This window comes from Solwaraspora sp. WMMA2080, assembly GCF_027497395.1.
In the GTDB taxonomy this organism is placed as follows: Bacteria; Actinomycetota; Actinomycetes; order Mycobacteriales; family Micromonosporaceae; genus Micromonospora_E.
Window position 1 is genome coordinate 3,749,487 of sequence record NZ_CP114910.1, and the last position, 17,065, is coordinate 3,766,551.

Sequence of the window (17,065 nt, forward strand, 5' to 3'; positions counted from 1 at the left end):
CGGGCAATCCTAAACTGACACGAACCGGGTTCCCTGCCGGAGCACGGCCAAGGCGGCAACCGGGTCGGCCAGTCGGGCGGCGAGGGTAGCCATTGCGAGCCGCGCCGGCAGGGCAGCGCTGAACTTGAGCCCTTCCAGGGCCTTCTCGTCGACGTCGGGCAGGCAGATCCGGTCGGTGGCGTCGGCGGTGAGGGAACGCCAGTCGGCGGGGGTCAGGTCGGCGCGCAGCCGGATCTGGCAGTCGTCGAAGCGCTGCACCGGGTCGACCACTTCGCTGAGGGTGGCGGCGAGGGTGGCGTTGGCCCGGTATCCGGCCCAGGTCCACCAACGCAGGTCGCCGGAGCGGTCACGCAGGATGACGTTGCCACCGGGGTGCACCAGCGAGGAGCGCTCGTCGCGTACGCGGTGCAGCCGGTCGACCGCGCGGCGGGTGAGCCGTACCGGTGGATCGGTGCCGAGCAGGACGTTACGCATGGCCCGGGTCAGTTCGTAGCCCAGCCCGGCGAGGCCGCCAGCCGTCCAACGGGCCTTCCCTCCGCCGTCGGCCGGTTCGACGAAGCAGCGCCGTCGCCGCCAGTCGATGTACGTGACCCGCCAACTCTGCCCGGTGAGCAGCAGCCGTCGGTCGCCCCGGACCTCCTCGGTGAGCAGGCTCGGGTCGATCCGGCCGAGTTCGGATCGTCCGTGCAGGACGGTGAATTCGGGTGGCCCGGTGAAGACGGCGGTCATCGACATGAAGTGCCGGTGCCCGAACCGCTTCTCCGCTTCCGGGCCGATGAACAGCATGCCGCTGTCGGTGTCGAGGTAGCCGCTGTCCACCAGGTGCCGCAGGATCGGCCGGGCACTGTCGTCGAACGGTGCCAGCCCGTTCCACCACGCGATGCACTGCTGGTCGCCGACCTGGCCCTGCTGCAGGCTCAGTGCGAGGATCTGCTGGGCGACGATGTGCCGGGGCTCGGGTGGCGGGACGACCGGCTCCACCCAGCCGCTACCCCACAGGGTCAGCAGGGCGGCTGCTTCGACCAGGGCGTCGCCGTCGCGGGCGAGGAACAGGCAGTTGCGGCTGGCGCCGGGTCGGCGGCCGGTCCGGCCGAGCCGCTGCAGAAACGAGGCGACGGTCGCCGGGGCGTCGATCTGGACCACCCGGTCGAGGTCACCGACGTCGATACCGAGCTCCAGGGTGCTGGTGGAGACGATGACACAATCCCGGGCCTCGGCGAACGCCTGTTCGGAGCGGCGCCGTTCGTCGACGGAGAGCGATGCGTGTGACAGGAATGTGGTGATGTCGCGTTCGCGCAGCAGTTGACCGAGTTCCTCGACGGTCTGCCGGGATTCGCAGAAGACGAGCCGTTTCTCGCCCGCGTGCAGGGCGGCGATGACGGTTGCGGCGTTGGACAGCGAGCCGACGAAGTCAAGCTCGACGTCGCCGGGCGGTGCCCGGTCCGCGACGGCTGCCCCCGCGACCGGGGCGGAAGCGGCAGCCGGGGCGGAAGCGGTGTCGGGGGCGACGACCCGGCTCGGGCGGCTGGCCGCGCCGGAGCCCTGCAGCCAGGTCAGCAGGGCGTCCGGGTTGCCGACGGTGGCCGACAGCCCGATCCGCTGCAGCGGCCGGCCGATCAGGTGGGTGAGCCGTTCCAGGACGGCCAGCAGGTGCCAGCCACGGTCGTCGTCGGCGAAGGCGTGTACCTCGTCGACGACCATGGCCCGCACCCCGGCGAAGAACGACCGGTGGTCTACATTGGCGCTGACCAGCATCGCTTCCAGCGATTCCGGGGTGGTCAGCAGGATGTCGGGCCGGCTGGCGAGGATCGCCCGGCGGCGGGCGGGGCTGACGTCACCGTGCCAGAGGGCGGCCCGGCGGCCGAGCCAGTCGGCGTAGCGTTCCAGCCGGGGCAGCAGGTTGTTCAGCAGCGCCTTCAACGGGCACAGGTAGAGCACCGAGGTGCCGGGCCAGCCGGCGTCGGCCATCTTCGACAGCATCGGAAACATGGCGGCTTCGGTCTTGCCGCCGGCGGTGGGGGCCAGCAGCAGGGCGTCCGCACCGGCCAGGATAGGGCCGACCGCGGCCCGCTGCATCGGCCGCAGGTCCCGCCAGCCCAGGGTGTTGACCAGGTGGTACGTCAGGACCGGGTGCAGCTCGCCGACGTCGGTCACGGCAGGTCCAACGGGACCTCGCCGGCGCTGGCGGCGTTGCGTTCGACCGGGGTCAGCTCGTCGGAGCGCAACGTCAGCTGGTAGTGCTGGCGCGGGTCCCAGTCGGTGAACTGGTCGGCCCGGTCGAGCACGTCGGCGACCAGCTTCTTCAGGTAGATCCGGGGGGCCACCCCGACGGTGCCGCCGAGTCTTCCGGTGACGGCGTCGGCCAGCTCGGTCAGGTACACGTCGTCGACCCGGCCGGCGAGCCGGTCGCTGCCGTAGATCCGGCGGACCCGTACGCCCAGCTCGACGAGCGCCGGCACGGTGAAGCCGGGCAGCCGCAGCTGCACCGCACGCGGGTTGTCCCAACGGGGGTCGCTGCCGAAGTCGGTGGCGAGGCGTTGGGCCAGCGGGGCGAGCCGCTGTACGCCCTGCGGCCCGTCGTAGAAGGCGGGGGTACCGGTGATCACCAGGAACAGGCCGGGAAACCGTCCGCCGTGCACGTCGTCGACGAGTTGGCGCAGCGCGTTGAGGGCCTTGTCCCGGGAGTCGGAGCGGACCCGTTGCAGGGTCTCCACCTCGTCGAGGACGAGCAGCAGACCGGGGTGGCCGCTGTCGCGCAGCACGGTGAGCAGGCCACGCAGGAAGCTCAGCGCGGCGAAGTGGTCCAGGTCGCCTTTGACTCCGGCGGCCCGGCGCGCGGCGGCGGCGACGTGCGGCTGCCCGGCGAGCCAGGCGGCGAGCCCGTCGGCGGTGGGCTGGTCGCCGACGGCGGTGGCGGTGCGGTAGCCGCGCAGCGCGGCGGCGAACCCGGGGGTGCTGCGGGAGATTTCGGCGAGGCGGCGTTCCAGCAGGTCGCTGACGGCCCGGTCGAGCCCGTCGCGGTCCGATTCACTGACGGTGCCCGACGCGAGTACGTCCTCCTCCAGCGCGAAGATCCAGCCGTCGAGGACGGGACGTAGCGCGCTGGCGGCGAACTGTTCGGTGTTGAGGTGCTCGACGAGCCGGCGGTAGACGGTCTCCATCCGGTGCAGCGGGGTTTCCAGCTCGGAGATCTGCACTTCGGCGGCGGCGAAACTGCGCCGTTTGGCCCGTTCGGCCAGCCAGCGGGCGAAGAACGTCTTGCCGGCACCGTACTCGCCACGGACGGCTTTGAAGACGCTGCCGCCACCGGCGACCCGGTCGAGGTCGTCGTCGATGGCGGCGGCGAACCGGTCCAGCCCGACCGCGAGCGCATCGAGGCCGTTGGCGGGCACGGCACCGCGCCGCAGCGCGTCGATGATGTCGCGGCGGCGACGCGGCGAGATCTCCGGTGGGCTGCCCGGCGGGGTCGGCACGGTCACGACGACTCGCCGAGGTCGAACTGCTCGACCAGCAGCGGCCTGTCGAGCACGACGGTCTGCCCGTCGGCGTCGATGGTCAGCACCGGGTATCCCTCGACCTGCAGCAGCCGACGCAACGCGGTCACCGTGCCCTGGATCCGGTGCGCGGGCACCCCGGCCTGCGCGGCGAGGGTTTCCAGCCCGGCCCGGCCGCTGCCGGCCAGCAGCACCCGGAGCAGGGCGGCGACCCGGTCGTCGTCGAGCGGGGTACGCGGGTTGCGGCGCTGGGCGTACCGCTCGCTGGCGAGGAGCCGGTCGATCAGCGCCCGGTCCGCGTCGGCCGGGGTGGCTGCCGGCGGCGCGGCCGTCGTCGGCTGCTGCGGATCGGCGGGTACGTCGAACAGCTGCTCGGTCTGGACCGGCTTCGCCGACTGGCCGCCCTTGCCGGCCCGCCTGCCGCCCGTACCGGATCGGCCGCCGCCACCTCCGCCGGTGCCGGGCTGTGCTGTCGACGACACCGGTTCCCGCCACCAGTCGGGGCTGGCGACCGGAGCGGGCTGCCAGTCGGGCACCGACTCTTCGTTGCCGGCGGTGAACATCAGCAGCGGGATGACGGCTTCGGCCGGGGCGGCGCCGCCGTGGTAGCCGGCCTTGCGGGGGCCGTAGCGCAACTCCTCCCGCCACGGCAGCACGATGGTGCCGCCGCCGAGCAGCACCCGCCGCCCGGTGACCAGGAACTCGCCGTCACCGAGCCGGTCACTGGCGCTGTCGCCGCTGCTGTCGGTGGTGCTGCTGGTGACCGGTCGCCACCGGTTGTGCTGCCCGTCGCCGCCGGGCAGGGTGACCGCCTCGGGCCCCCGGTCGACGACGTGCCCGTGGTCGGAGACGATCACCACTACCCGGTGCCGGGCGACGGCGAGCAGGTCCCGTACGGCCGGGACGGTGTCCTGGCCCCAGACGGTGCTGCCGGGCTCGCCGTAGCCGAGGGAGTCGTCGATGGTGTTGACGACGGCGGCCACCACCGGCACGGTCGGGTCGTCGATCGCGGCCCGCACCTCGGGGTCGATGGCGGCACCCGCCCCGGCCCGCAGGGACCTCTTGTGCAGCAGCCGACCGCCGGTGAACCGCCGTTCGAACGCGGTTTGCTCGGTCTGCCGGCCGCCGACGGCGAGCCGGCCGCTGAGCAGGCTGCACCGGCTGGCCTCGGTCACCGTGGGCAGCGCGGCGAGGACACCGACCCGGGGGCCGCCGCCCTGGGTCAGCTCGATCCAGCTGCCGTCGCGGCTGAGCGATTCGGCGAGTTCGGTGGCGGCGGCGACGCCCATGCCGTCCATGACCAGCAGCAGCGCCTGACGTCCGGCGTCGAGGATCGGGGCGACGACCCGGTCCAGGACGTCTTCGACGCGCAGCATCCGGCCGGGTTCGGCGTCGGCGCGGGTGGCTTCGGCGAGCAGGCCGGCGAACTGTTCGTCGTGGCGGGCGCGGCGGGCGTCGACGGCCCGGTGCAGCACCTGGTACGCCTCGGCGACCTCGGGGTCGACGTCGCCGGCGAAGACGTCGAGCCGGGCCCGGTCCACCCAGCCGTCGACGGTGACCTGCCGTTGCAGGGCTGCGTACAGGGTCCGGGGTGGCTGGCCGGCCGGTCGGCTGAGCCAGCGCAGCAGACGCAGGGCCATGTGGGCGGTGGTCCGCCTGCCCTGGTCGGCAGCCCGGTGTTCGGTGAGGCGTTTGAACGCGGCTTCGGCCCGGTTGAGCCCGGCCGTGGTGACGGTGCCGGCGGCGGGTGCGCCGGGTGGCGGCAGGGCGGCGTGGACGGCTGCCGCGAAGGCACGCAGCCGCCAGGTGACGCCAGCGGGCAGCAGGCTGGACGCCGCCAACTGGCTGGTCAGCTCGATGTCGGCGGCGATGGCCTCGGCCCGGCGGACCAGTCGCAGCCCCTGCTGGCGGGCCAGCTCGTCGTCGGAGTCGAGGGCTCGGGCCACCCAGGCGTCGGCGGCATCGTGCAGCGCCGCGGCCTGCACGGAGGTCATCCGCAGGGTGCCGAAGCGGGGTTCGAGCCGGGTCCGGGCGACGGCGACCTCGACGCCGGCCGGTCGGCTGGCCGCCGCGCCGGCTGGCCCGCCGGCCGGCGTGGGCCAGAGCACCTCGGCGAGCAGTCCGATGGGGATGACGTCGACGCCGTGGCCGGCGCGGACCGCCGCCATCACCGGCTCGGCGATCGGCCCGGCGACGCCACGGAGATAGGCGGTGATGCCGTCGGCGACATCGGCGGCGACCCTGTCGGTGAACCGCTGCTGCGCCTGCGCGTCGGTGGTCCACTGCAGCATCCCGGAGGCGTCGAGCTGGTCACGGTCGATGCCGAGCAGTTCGGCGGTGAGGCAGCGCAGCGCGTGGTCGCGGGTGAGGATCGTGCCGGGCGGGGTGGGCCAGCCGTCGACGGGGGCGTGGTCAGCGAGCGCGGCGGGCAGCCAGCGGCGGTCGGTCGGCAGGCTCGGGTCGAGTCGCACGCCGCCGAACATCTGCCGGACGAGTTCCCAGGCGTTGACGCTGCGGACGGACTGCCGGCTGAGGTGGGCGAGCAGCCCGTCACCGAGGACGGCGTCGGGCAGGTCGGTGAGCAGCACCAGCTTCTCGTCGGCGGCCCGGTCGTGCAGGGCGGCTCGGGCGGCGAGCGGCGTCGGGCAGGCGACGACCCGCAGCCGGACGCCGCCAAGGATGATCACCGGGTCGCTGTCCCAGACCGGTGCGGCGCGCAGCGCGATGGCGTCGGCGCCGTCGCCCTCCTTCAGCCAGGCATCGACTTTGCGGCGTACGGCGTCGGGCCGGACGATGTCCGGCCGGCCCGGTGGAGTCGTGGTCGGCTGGGTAGGTACTGCGGTCACTCGGTCTCCCAGGTGATCCGGACCCGTCTGCCCTGGGCGAGCTCGCCGCCGATCTCGTCGGTGAGTTCCTTGAGGCCGGCCTCGTCGACGATGGTCCGCTGGCGCGGCGGCTTCACACCGGGCACGGCAGGCGAGCCGCCGCCGGTGTGGTCGTAGCCCATGGCCCGCGTACCGCTGGGGTCGGCGACGGTGACCGTGGCACCCCCGCCGGGCAGCTGCGGGTTCGGCCTTGGATCCAGATTCGGAGCCGGGTCCGGTGTCGGCGGTGTCGGGGTGGGGCGGCGTTCGGCGAGCAGTGCGGCTGCCGCGCCGAACACGGCGTGCAGCTCGCCGACCAGGTCGAGGGCGTGCTGGTGGTGGCCGGCGGCGGTGTGCAGCCGGTCGACCAGGGCGCGGGCCCGCTGGTCGTCGGCGGCCATCGAGGCGATGGCGGTCAGCACCGACCATTGGAGGTCCCGCAGGGCGCGGACCAGCGTCGGCGCGCTGGCGATCGCCGTTCCGGCGGTCGCGTCGTCGATGTCGCCGAGGTCGGCGCCGGCGAGTTGGGCGATCAGGACGACGTCGTCGCGTTCGTGGCGCAGGTCGGTGAGCAGCCGGGCGAGGCGGCGGGTGACGCCGATCCGACCGGTGTCGGCGGCGGGGTCGAGGCCGAGGGTGCCGGCGTGCGCGGTGAGCTGGTCGAGCAGGTCGCTGACGGCCGGTCCATGTTCGGTGGCGGCTTTCCGGACCTGGGCCGCCGCCTTGGCGAGGTTTGCTGGGATGAGCCAGGCCGGCAGCACCTGGCCGAACAGGTGCTGGGCGCGTTCGATTGCCTGTTGCCAGTCGGTGTCGCTCGGCATCGGCGGGAACTTCAGTTCGTGGGCGTCGGTGACGGCGTCGACCCGGTCGACGGTGACCTGGCCTTCGTTGAGGTACCAGGCGAGCTGGTGGTCGAGGGCGAAGACGCAGAGGATCAGGTTCTGCAGGCTGCGGTCGAAGCCTCGGGGCTCCGGCTGGTCGAGGTAGCCGCGCAGTCGGTGCACCGGGAAGCTGTCCCGGTGGCCGTCGGCGGCGGCCCGCTGCAGCAGGTGCCGGGTCCAGTAGCTGGTGCTGGTGGTGAGCACGTAGCGGTGGTCGGCCAGCTCACCGAGTTGCAGGTTGTTGCAGATCCGCCGCAGGGTCCGCTGGTCGGTGGCCGGGACGGTGGCGCCCCGGGTGGGGTCGGCGACGGCCTGCCGGGCGTAGAGGAGGACCTTGGCCAGCTCGGCGCTGGTCGGCGGTTTCTCGTCCTCGGGCAGCGCCGGCCGGCCCGGGTAGGTCAGGGTCAGCAGCTGGCCGGTGAGGTTGTGGAACGCCTGGGCCAGGGTGCCGCCGCGCGGGTCGCCGAGTTCGCCGGCGACGGCATCGTCGAGGGTGTGCAGCACCCCGACGCTGTCCTCGACGACGTCGCCGGGCTGCGGGGCGGCGACGCCGTACGCCTGTTTGAGGGCGTTGGTGACGGTGCCGCGCAGCTGGGTCTGCCGCTGCTGGAGGTAGACGCGGCCCTGCTGGCGTTCGCTCACCGACCAGTCGCGGACGGCGTCGTTGTACCGTTCGCCGGTGCCGCCCAGCAGGTAGTTGATTTTCGACAGTTGGGCGAGGTGACCCATCATCTGGTCGCTGAGGTAGAGCGGCAGCCAGAAGACGCTGCGTTCGCCGCGCCGCAGGGCTTCGATCCGGGCCCGGTCGTCGCTGCGCGGGCGGCCCTGCGGGTCGAACGGGTAGTCGATGACGATCCGCCAGGCGTCGCCGGTGGGCAGCAGCGCGGCGACGGGCATGCTGTCGGCGTCGCGTACGTTGCCGAACTTGACCTGGACGGTGTGTCGCCGGCCGCGCCACTCGCGGGGGTGTTGCAGCTCGCCGAGCTGCCCGGTGGCGCCGGTCAGCCCGATCTCGGTGCTGACCAGCTCGCGCAGCAACTGCTGCAACGCGCCGCCGGTGGTCGCCTCTTCGGGCCGGACCAGGTCGAGCAGTTTGTCGTAGTCGACGGTGTGCAGCTCGATGGTGACGACCGGGTCGGCCCCGTCGGTGAGGTGCAGCTCGCCGGCTTCGTTGGCGACCTTGTTGAGCCGGTTGAGCACGATCTGGTGCTCGTAGCCGGGGATCGGCGAGGTGATGGTGCCGAAGTTGAGCGCGTGCAGTTTGCCGGCGGTGAGGTTGTGCAGGGCGGGCACCTCGGGTACGAGTGCTCCGAGCAGCACCGTCTTGATCAGCTTGTCGTCGAGCTCGAACTGGGTGTTGCCGACGGCGTCAGCTTCGGTGATGCCGTTGAGGCGCAGCAGCAGCGGGCGCAGCTTCTTGCCGTACAGCTCGCGGGCGGCCTGGAAGCGCTGTTTGAGTTCGACCCGGTCGGGCAGTTCGCCGCGCAGCACCAGCGGCTCGAACAGCGCGGCGACGCCGATCAGGTCGTTGATCCGCAGGGTGTCGCGGCGTTCGACGAGCAGCTCGGTCATCACCTTGATCGCGGTCCGTTCCCGCTGCAAGGCTTGGGAAAGGGCGACGAGGGTGGCGACCAGGGCCGGGGAGAACGGGTAGAGCTTGCGGAAGGCGGTGGCGTCGGAGCCGATGCCGGCGTCGCCGTACTGCGCGCCGAGCAGCAGGATGTCCCAGACCTGCCGGTTGCCGCGGACGACGGCGAAGGCCCGGTCGATTTCGGCCTTCGCTTCGTCGGTGAGCGGCTTGAGCAGCCGTTTCTCGGTGATCTCCGGCAGGTTGGTGTCGGCGAGCGGGATCTCGCCGAGCCGGCCCTGGACGCTGCGCAGGACCAACGCGAGGGCTTCGCGTTCGGTGCCGCCGACCTGCGGGCCGAGGAAGTCCTCCAGGTTGCGTTGCCGGGCGACGAAGGAGATCAGCGGGATCGGTCGGTCGGCGTCGGCCGATTCGACCAGCTTGTTGAGCTTGGCGCCTTCGGTGTTGACGAAGACGTGGTCGCTCATCTTGGTGGACAGCCACAGGATCATCTCGTCGAGGAAGAGGACGATCCCGTCGTAGCCGAGGTCGCTGGCATGCCGGGTGATGACGGCGAGTCCGGTGTCGAGGTCGAGGTATTCGCCGCTGCGTACCGCGTTGGTGAAGAACGCGGTGGTCAGGGCCGTGACGAGCCGGTCGCGGTCGGCGGTGCCCGGCGGCTCGGCGGCGGCCGCCGCGTACCGGTCTGCGGTCCAACCCTGTCGCTGGCTGTGCAGCACGGCCAGGCCGGGGGTTCCGTCGTCCGAGCTGACGGCGGAGGCGGATCCGACGGCGCTGCCTGCGCCGCTGCTGGCCGACCCGGCGGCGACGCCGGGGTCGGCGTCACTGAGCGCGGCGAAGAACGCCTCGTCGCCCATCCGGGCGCGCAGCCGGGCCGCGTCGGTCAGCAGCGCGTCGGACCGGTGTACGGCGGGCGTCGGCGCGTCGGGGTGCAGGGCGGTGATCTGGTTGAGGTAGCCCTCCAGCACGGCCTGTTCGACCGAGCGGGCGTCGAGCATGTGGAAGGTGAGGGTGAGCAGCCGCCGCCCGGTGAGCCACTTGTCGGCGGCGGTCACCTGCTCGCCGAGGTTGCGCAGCGCGCGGGCCTCGGGGTTGCCGTGCAGGATCTCCCGCAGTACGGCCATGAAGTGTGACTTGCCGGAGCCGAAGGAGCCGTGCAGGAAGGTGGCCTGGGACCGGCCGGTGGTGACGGCGTGCTCGACCTTGGCGAGTGCCTTGGTAAAGCTGTCCCGGAGCTGGTCGGTGACGACGTAGTTGGCCAGATCGGCACCGGCGGCGGCGCGTACGACGAAGTCGGAGTCACCCACCGAGGTCGGGATGTTGATCAGATCCCGCAGCAGTGTCATCCCGCTCCCCTCCACCCGGTTGAGCACGTGTGAAGCCGTGACCGCCTCAGCCCGTCGATCCTAGGCGGCAAGCGCCGGCAAGCCCAGACACGTCGCCCACAGTTCGCCTCGTCCCGTAATGAAGCGCACGCGCCATACCTGGTAGCGCGGCGAAGATCGTGCAATCAGTTCGATGTAGGCAAACTCCCACTACATCCACGCTCATCAACGCCGCTAAGATTGAACACGATATCGACGTTGCGGTATCATCACCGTACGCACACCCCCGACAACCAAGGGTTGATCAAGAAGGTCAGATAGCCGACAGATGTGACCTCGCGAGCAAAGATCAACACTATCCGCACACCAATCACCACCAGCAGTTACCCATGATCATCAGCCAGATAACGGAGAGATGCGAAGAAGAGCCCAACAGCCCAGCTTGCCCGATTAGCTGTTTTTGCACGTCAAACTCAACAACACGAAAGCTCTTATGATCCTCAGTCATGCGGGAGAGCAACAAAGACGATCATGATGAGGTCAGCGAACACCCACAGAAGCAGATAGACGACCTCGAAAAAGAGAAACTACGGCTGCAAATCGATCGAGCAAACCTGCGAACTGAACGGACCGAGCAGGCACTCAAGCAGCTGAGGGAAGATAGCAGAAAGGGCCACAAGTTCCAGATCATTCAAGGGATTGTCGACGGCACGCGGTGGATCGCGGTCATCGCCGTAGCATGGATTCCACTTCAAGCGGTGCAGCCTATCGCCGCCGCCTTTGCCGGCGAGACAACAGCCGTGAATGCCGACATAAGAGTAAGCATAGCAGTTGCCTACTCCGTTGCATCCACCACCATCCTTGGCGTGACAGCAAATCAGAGTCGCCTGAGGAAGAAGAAAATCAAGCAACAGAGAGAGCGCCTTGACAAACTAGAGAAGGAGCTGGAGAGCGCGAATAGCCGACAGAAAGAGGAAGAAAATGCACATTGACTCGCTGGCATTCTTCATAATGCTGATCTCTGCAGCCCTGTCACCATTCCTGCTAATTTATCAGCTTACCCGCCTAGCGCACAGCCAATTTCGCAACGAGCTGTGGCTAATTCGAGACGGACTAGTCGACGACCTACGAACCGGGAGGATTCAACGCAGCCCCGCCGCGGAGCGCCTTCTCAAACTAGTGAAGACCCATATCAGCGTCGCCGGGCGACACACTTTGACCGATGCGCTGATCGCACTCGCCATCTTCAAACCTGCCAACAGCACCCCGATTGCGGACCAGATCCTAGGCGACGTGCCACCACGCGACCGTCCGATACTAGCCGAGTATCTACGGCGGCTGCAGGACGCGAGCCTGAGACACATCAGCCGCGCTTCTGCGGCCAGTTGGCTGATGGCGGTGTCCTTCAAAGCGCTCCGCCGGGCCGCGCGCACCTCCGGCAAACGGGAACGGGCCGAGAAGCACAGCATGCAGACGATCCGCGAGGATCTGGATCACGTCGAGGTACAGCTCATGCCACGGCTGATGCCATCACGGAGCGCCCGGAAAAGCAGAAGAAACCGGTCGGAGATGCCGACCCTCGTCGGCTGATTGTCACGGCAGCAGCTGCGCCAGGTCGTGCTGGTCGAGCAGGTTACGCATGGGGAGGAAGAGTGGATCAGGCATCGTGGGCGGGGCGATCCAGCGGAGGTCGACGAACTTATCCGGCTCGCGGACCTGTGGACTGCCCCGTAGGCGGTCACTGATCATCCAGATCGTCACGTAGTGCCGGGCGGCGTCGAACACGTCGTTGGTTACCGCTCCGAAGCGTACGTTGGTGATCTCGACGCCGGTTTCCTCCTCGACCTCCCGCCGCGCGGTCTGCTCGAAGCTCTCCCCGTGTTCGAGGTGGCCGCCGGGCAGCGACCAGGTGCCGGCCCCGTGGGCACCTTTGCGGAAGCCCATCAGGAAGCGACCTTCGCTGAGCACGAATGCCGCCACCCCGACCCGCGGTTGCTGCACGCCCACCACCTAAACGCCCAGCAACCCGAGCCGTCAACATCGTCAGGCAGAGGCTACCTCGGGTGGTCTGTAGTGAGGGTGTGGGTGCCGTCGGGGTGGAGGCGGACAGTGACAGGTTCGCCGGGCCGGGTGGCGGCGTGGCGGCGTACCTGGGTGGTGTGGGTTGTGGTGTCGGGGAGGGTGCCGGCCGCTGCGGGCTGTTGCGGCACGGAGATCGGCGTTTCCGGGTCGGTGGGGATGGTGGCGCGCAGTGCGCCGTGCAGGTAGCGGTAGCAGAGCGCGGCCGCTTCGGGCAGGGCGGCGCTGGTGGGGACCGGGTCGACGGCCAGCGGGGTGGCCGGGTCGACGACCCGGACCGACCAGCTGTGGCCCTGGGACAGTTCGGGTCGGCCGATGGTGTTGCGGTGGTCGATGACGGTGATGTCCAGGGCGAGGCCGAGGCCGCGGATCAGGGCGGCGAGTTCGTCGAGGGTGGGGCCGGGCCAGCCGGTGGCCAGGACCATGACGCGGGCGCCGTCGTAGGTGGCGCCGACTTCACCGAGGTACGCGTGGAGCGGGTCGCCGCCGGTGTGGGGGACCTGGCTGACACCGTTGCGCAGGTGTTGGTCGGTGACGTGTTCGCCGTCGATGTCGGTCAGGTCGGTCGGCTGCACGCCGAAGCCGGCGGCGAGCGAGCCGATCTGGTAGTGCTCGGGCAGCTGCCACACGGTGGTGCCGGACGGCCGGTCGGTGAGCACCAGGGTGGGCGGTTGCGGGCCGACGGCAGCTTCCGGGTCGCCGGTCGGTTCGCTGTCGGGTCGCCAGTTGCGGTGCACGGTCCGGCCACGCAGGTCGGTGACGGTGAGCACCGCGCCGCGTCGGACCTGGCGGGTGCCGTAACAGTCCAGGCAGTACGGCGGGTCCGGCCGGTCGGCGCACCGGCCGCAGGGGTGGGTGGGGATCGGCTCGCCCCAGTGTTTCGGTGCCGGCGGTTCCCAGCCGCGCACGAATGTGCCGGGGGTGTCGGCGGGTCGCAGGCTGGTGTGCCACCAGTGCCGGTTGCGCCAGATGGCCTGCGCGCCGCCGTGCTGTTCGGCATCACTGATCATGCGGCGTTCGACCTGGTCGAGGTCGTGGCCGCCGGGGTGACCGTCCAACCCGACCGGTATCGCACGCCCGGTGAGGGCGGCCTCGGTGAGGTAGTGGGCGGGCAGCAGCGGATTGGCGACGGTCAGGCCGGTCACCGCCCGTTCGGCGGGGATGGTGGCGAGCGCGGTCGGCAGGTCCGCGATCCACCGGTGCTGGTAGTCGGGCACCGTACCGCCGGCATGCTCGAACCGGACGTCCCAGCTCAGCCCACGCCCGATGGAGCTGGGCCGCACTTCGAGGACCAGGTCGACGTGCAACTGGTCGGCGAGCGCGCACAGCCGGCCGAGCAGCCGGGCCGGGTCGCCGGGTGGCGGCGGCTCGACGCTGCGGCCGATCAGCACCAGCCACGGCGTCACCAGCCGGTTGGTGAGCGCGACGGCTTCCCACCGCAGCCGGTCGGACTGCGGGATGCCGGGCTGCCACTGCCGGGGCAGCGTCAACCCGGACGACGGCAGCCGACCGGGTTCGTCGGGGAAGTCGGGGTCACGCAGCGTCGCGGCGGCCACCCCGGCGCGGGCGGCGAGGTCGGTGACGATCGGCGCGTACGGCAACCACCACGTCCCACCCGGAGTCGGGATCGGCGTGAACGAGCCCGGAACGAGGCTGGTCGAGGCGACCTGCCCGGTGTCGAGGTTCGCGACGGTGAACACGCGTTGCGCCCGCCGGCGGTCCGCGCCGACGCCGACGATGTGCAGCGAGCCGGCCGGCACCTTGTTGACGCCGTTCACGCCGCCACCCCCGCCCCGAACCGGTGCGACTGCTCGAACTGCTGCGACTGCCAGTCCCGCAACGCCTGCTTGAGCCGGGCGTTCTCCTCGCGGGTGGAGCCAAGTTCGGCGCGCAGCGCGGTCAACTCGTCGGCGACCAGGTGCAGAAACGCCCGCACCTCGACCGGGTCGCAGCCACGCCGGACACGGTCGCCGAACGTGCGGTCGCGGACCAGTCCGGGGCTGATCGACGGCCGCACCGGCCTGCCGTACAGGTGACCGGCAGCGTTCGGGGCGGGCCGCACCGACGGACGCGGCCCGGCCGCGACGTCGGTCGGCCGCCGGTTGTGGCGGGCGATCTCGGCGAGCAACCGCCGGTTACGCCGGCTCCGCACCGGAACCCGGCGGAACAGGTCAAAGAACCTACGCACAGCAGGAACCACCTTTCACACAATCGAAAAACCTTCAAGGGGTACGGGTAAAGGGCGCGCGGCTCACGTAGCGCTGCCGCTGCCCTGGTCAGCGGTGGGGCCGGCGCGGGCGGGGTGCCCAGCGGAGACCGTCGCGCTGGACGAAGATCTCCCGACGCTCACGGGCTTCACCGTCGGGTGCCAACACGTAGCCGGTGAGCCAGACCCAGCCGTCGTACGTCCAGCGCTTGTCTACTGTCGTTACCCGGAACCGGAAACCGCGCCCGGCCGCGAACTGCACACTCGCCCGACCATCGATGATCAACTCGTCACCGGGGCGGGGATCGGCCGGGGACCGGTCGTCCGGCACGCTACCGATCAGCCGCCGGCACCGTCGTCCGACCGCAGTCGGGACACCACCGCGACTTGACCTTGAAACTGAACAACCCGACGAAGAACCCGAGCAGGATTCCGGAAACCAGGGCACCAAGCGCCACCATGATCAACCCTTCTGATTGGGCTGGGGACGACCGGGCGAGCCGTTACCGCGACCCGCCCGACCACCTGGGATTTCAGCGATACGCAGCGGGAAACCGATCATGAACTCGCCATTCCCCGCTACCCAGCAGCCGGCCAGTTGATCAACCGTCCACCTTCGATGCACCGCCTACGTTGGCACCAATAATGTGATCTTGCAACTCCCATTGGCTCATAGATTCCATCTCTCGGGACTCGCCAAACTCTGAACCGTGCTGCACACTGTCCTCTATGGCAGGAATCCCGAGCGTTCAGCGCCGTCGACTCGCAGCAGAGCTCCGCGCACGTCGCGAAGCCGCCGATCTGACCATCGACCAGGTCATCCAGAAGGTGAAGGTCGGCAAGTCGACGCTGTCGCGCGTCGAGAATGCGCAGGTGTCGGTGGCACCGAGGACCGTCACCAACCTGCTCCGGCTCTACGGTGTGTCAGACGAGGACGTCGAGGCGCTGACCCAGCTCGCCCGCGAGGCCCAGCAGTACAACTGGTGGCACGATTACTCCAACGCCATGGCACACGAACTCGCCGAGTACGTGGCGTTCGAGGACGAGGCGATCCAGCTTCGCGCCTACAACGTTCAGCTCGTCAACGGCTTGCTCCAGACCACAAACTACGCACGCGCCATCATCAGCGCCGAGTTCCCGGACGGCCCACCAGGGAAGATCGAGGAGCGGGTCGAGGTACGTCTCGTTCGCCAGAAGATCCTGGACCGGCCGAACCCGCCCCGGATGTGGTTCGTCCTCGACGAGGCAGTCCTGCACAGGCCGGTCGGAGGCCCGCAGGTGATGGCAGCCCAGATGGAGCACCTGGCCACAATCGCGCAGCGGCCGTCGACCACCGTCCAAGTCCTGCCCTTCCGCCAGGGTGCCCACATGGGCATGGGCGTCTCCTTCACGATGCTCGACTTCAGCAACCATCCGACGGTCGTCTACCAGGAGAATCTGAGTGGCGCTCTGTACCTGGACAAGGACTACCATGTGGAGACGCACGGGCTGGCGTTCGACCACCTCCGTGCTACCGCACTCTCACCCGCCGACTCGCTGGCCTTCCTGCGGATGAGGGCGGAGGCGATGCTGGCGCAGGGAGCAAGGGAGAGCCCCGAATGACCACCCCCCGTGGCCTGGATCAGGCAATCTGGCGTAAGAGCACCCGCAGCAACGGGCAGGGCATGTGCGTCGAGGTCGCTACCAACGTCCCCGCCACAGTCCTCGTACGCGACAGCAAAGACCCCGCCGGCCCGGCACTCAGCTTCTCCTCCGCCGGCTGGACGTCCTTCCTCTCAACCCTCACCTACACCAACTGACCGAACAGCAGGTGGAACCAAGCGTCACCGCCGAGCAGCTTGCCGAGGCCCTACCCGCCAAGCTGCTCCGCGCGCACCGGGTTCAGGTCTTCGACCGCAGGGGCGAGATCCCCCTGGCTCGCAAGCGGCGACACCGCGAGCGGCCGTCGTTACTGGCCAATGTCGTGAACGTTGACGCCCTGGAAGCGCTCGCAGCGGCGCTACACCTGCGGCCCGAGTCTGGGCTCATGGACTGGATGTCCTGGCCCGATTGCTAACTTATAATCACCGACAGCGACGGCTCCGAGCTGATCACGCTAGGCGTGCTCACGCCTGACTGGCTGCGCTGGGATCCGTACGGCGACCTCCAGCTGCACCACCCCGAGCTGCTGGGCGGCTGGCTACAGCACCACGGCGGCCAACGGCTGACGGACAGCCAGTAGCTCTCAGCGCGAGTGACGACTATCCGTCACTCAGGGTCGCACTCCCGCAACCGGTCGACTATGGTCGGACGATCGAAACGTGAACCATCCACGAGGAGCGTTCGCAGCCGTCCACGCCAGTCAGGACTTGGGGAGGCACTGATGGCGAGTATTCAAGAGGTGAAGGCCGGCTTGGCCCAGGCCGCCGAGCACGGCAACGCGACGCAGCAACAGATCGCCGCTGCGGTGAACGCGTTGGACAACATGCTCTCGCAGCTCCGCGCGGTCGCAGCAGGCACCGGGCACCCCTTGATCGGCGAAGCCATCGCCCGCTGCGAGCAGACCAAAACTCAGCTGGAGTCCTCCGTCGGCCTCGTCCGAGCCGCAGGGGAAGCCACTCAGCGGTACGCCGGTATCCTCGGGTAGCA

Annotated in this window: 13 protein-coding genes; 5 read left to right on the forward strand and 8 right to left on the reverse strand. The window is 70.0% G+C overall.

Features of this window, described 5'->3' with window-relative positions; translation table 11 throughout:
* Nucleotides 1–9: 9 nt before the first annotated feature.
* From O7543_RS17115 to O7543_RS17130, 4 genes are read right to left on the reverse strand one after another with little or no spacing between them, the layout of a single operon-like run.
* Nucleotides 10–2,154 carry a DEAD/DEAH box helicase gene (locus O7543_RS17115; RefSeq protein ID WP_281552905.1) on the reverse strand — a complete coding sequence of 715 codons (2,145 nt, stop codon included), beginning with the start codon at nucleotides 2,152–2,154 and terminating at the stop codon, nucleotides 10–12.
* Entirely contained in the window at nucleotides 2,151–3,479 is a 1,329-nt protein-coding gene (brxD, locus tag O7543_RS17120; protein ID WP_281552904.1) for a BREX system ATP-binding protein BrxD, read from the reverse strand. The genes O7543_RS17115 and brxD overlap by 4 nt, the downstream gene beginning before the upstream one ends.
* On the reverse strand, nucleotides 3,476–6,340 hold the full coding sequence (gene pglZ / locus O7543_RS17125) for a BREX-2 system phosphatase PglZ (protein ID WP_281552903.1): 2,865 nt from the start codon (nucleotides 6,338–6,340) through the stop codon (nucleotides 3,476–3,478). The genes brxD and pglZ overlap by 4 nt, the downstream gene beginning before the upstream one ends.
* The gene (locus O7543_RS17130) at nucleotides 6,337–10,173 is read right to left on the reverse strand and encodes a phage resistance protein (RefSeq protein WP_281552902.1); all 3,837 of its coding nucleotides are present in this window, start codon (nucleotides 10,171–10,173) and stop codon (nucleotides 6,337–6,339) included. Before O7543_RS17130 ends, pglZ begins: the two co-directional genes overlap by 4 nt.
* 485 nt (nucleotides 10,174–10,658) lie before the next feature.
* Between O7543_RS17130 and O7543_RS17135 the strand changes: the two genes are divergently transcribed.
* Nucleotides 10,659–11,144, forward strand: a complete 486-nt coding sequence (locus tag O7543_RS17135) for a hypothetical protein (protein ID WP_281552901.1) — start codon at nucleotides 10,659–10,661, stop codon at nucleotides 11,142–11,144.
* Nucleotides 11,134–11,742 (forward strand): hypothetical protein, encoded by a 609-nt coding sequence (locus O7543_RS17140; RefSeq protein ID WP_281552900.1) that lies wholly within the window; start codon nucleotides 11,134–11,136, stop codon nucleotides 11,740–11,742. Before O7543_RS17135 ends, O7543_RS17140 begins: the two co-directional genes overlap by 11 nt.
* Before the next feature lie 3 nt (nucleotides 11,743–11,745).
* Here the strand turns inward: O7543_RS17140 and O7543_RS17145 are convergent, their stop codons facing one another.
* From O7543_RS17145 to O7543_RS17160, 4 genes are all read right to left on the reverse strand, one after another.
* Nucleotides 11,746–12,153 carry an NUDIX hydrolase gene (locus O7543_RS17145; RefSeq protein WP_281552899.1) on the reverse strand — a complete coding sequence of 136 codons (408 nt, stop codon included), beginning with the start codon at nucleotides 12,151–12,153 and terminating at the stop codon, nucleotides 11,746–11,748.
* 53 nt (nucleotides 12,154–12,206) lie between these two features.
* Complete coding sequence (locus tag O7543_RS17150) at nucleotides 12,207–14,009, reverse strand: hypothetical protein (protein WP_281567139.1); 1,803 nt, start codon at nucleotides 14,007–14,009, stop codon at nucleotides 12,207–12,209.
* A complete protein-coding gene (locus O7543_RS17155; RefSeq protein ID WP_281567496.1) occupies nucleotides 14,006–14,293 on the reverse strand; it encodes a DivIVA domain-containing protein in 288 nt (95 codons plus the stop codon). The genes O7543_RS17150 and O7543_RS17155 overlap by 4 nt, the downstream gene beginning before the upstream one ends.
* A 214-nt stretch (nucleotides 14,294–14,507) precedes the next feature.
* Nucleotides 14,508–14,768 carry a hypothetical protein gene (locus O7543_RS17160; protein WP_281567140.1) on the reverse strand — a complete coding sequence of 87 codons (261 nt, stop codon included), beginning with the start codon at nucleotides 14,766–14,768 and terminating at the stop codon, nucleotides 14,508–14,510.
* Between the two features lie 398 nt (nucleotides 14,769–15,166).
* Here O7543_RS17160 and O7543_RS17165 point away from each other — a divergent pair, with 398 nt between their 5' ends.
* From O7543_RS17165 to O7543_RS17175, 3 genes are all read left to right on the forward strand, one after another.
* Nucleotides 15,167–16,039 (forward strand): helix-turn-helix transcriptional regulator, encoded by an 873-nt coding sequence (locus O7543_RS17165; RefSeq protein ID WP_281567141.1) that lies wholly within the window; start codon nucleotides 15,167–15,169, stop codon nucleotides 16,037–16,039.
* Nucleotides 16,036–16,236 carry a DUF397 domain-containing protein gene (locus tag O7543_RS17170; RefSeq protein WP_281567142.1) on the forward strand — a complete coding sequence of 67 codons (201 nt, stop codon included), beginning with the start codon at nucleotides 16,036–16,038 and terminating at the stop codon, nucleotides 16,234–16,236. Before O7543_RS17165 ends, O7543_RS17170 begins: the two co-directional genes overlap by 4 nt.
* Before the next feature lie 563 nt (nucleotides 16,237–16,799).
* Nucleotides 16,800–17,063: a hypothetical protein gene (locus O7543_RS17175; RefSeq protein ID WP_281567143.1), complete on the forward strand. Its 264-nt coding sequence runs from the start codon at nucleotides 16,800–16,802 to the stop codon at nucleotides 17,061–17,063.
* The last annotated feature ends 2 nt before the right edge of the window (nucleotides 17,064–17,065 follow it).